Here is a 220-nt window from a genome sequence, read left to right as displayed (position 1 = left end):
TAACAAGCCCAAACGCCCGCTGGTTGCGAACACCAGCACCCCGCCAGCAATGGAGCCGATCCCGAAGGCTATTCCAGTCAGACTCATCGCTGCCGACCTCCGGGCCGGCACACTCACGTCCGCAATAAATCCTGCTGCAGCGGGAGGAACACCGCTGGCGATGCCGGCATAGGCAATACGGGCCGCAAGGAGGGACACGAAGACCACTAATGGCTGTGCG

Annotated in this window: 1 pseudogene; it reads right to left on the bottom strand. The window is 62.3% G+C overall.

The features are described 5' to 3' along the window. Window positions 1-220 (bottom strand): annotated as a pseudogene (locus A3728_RS23765) (hypothetical protein); the annotation flags it as partial.

Origin of the sequence: Sulfitobacter sp. HI0040 (assembly GCF_001634885.1) — a bacterium.
Lineage (GTDB): Bacteria > Pseudomonadota > Alphaproteobacteria > Rhodobacterales > Rhodobacteraceae > Sulfitobacter.
This window is presented reverse-complemented; position numbering and strand designations above follow the sequence as displayed.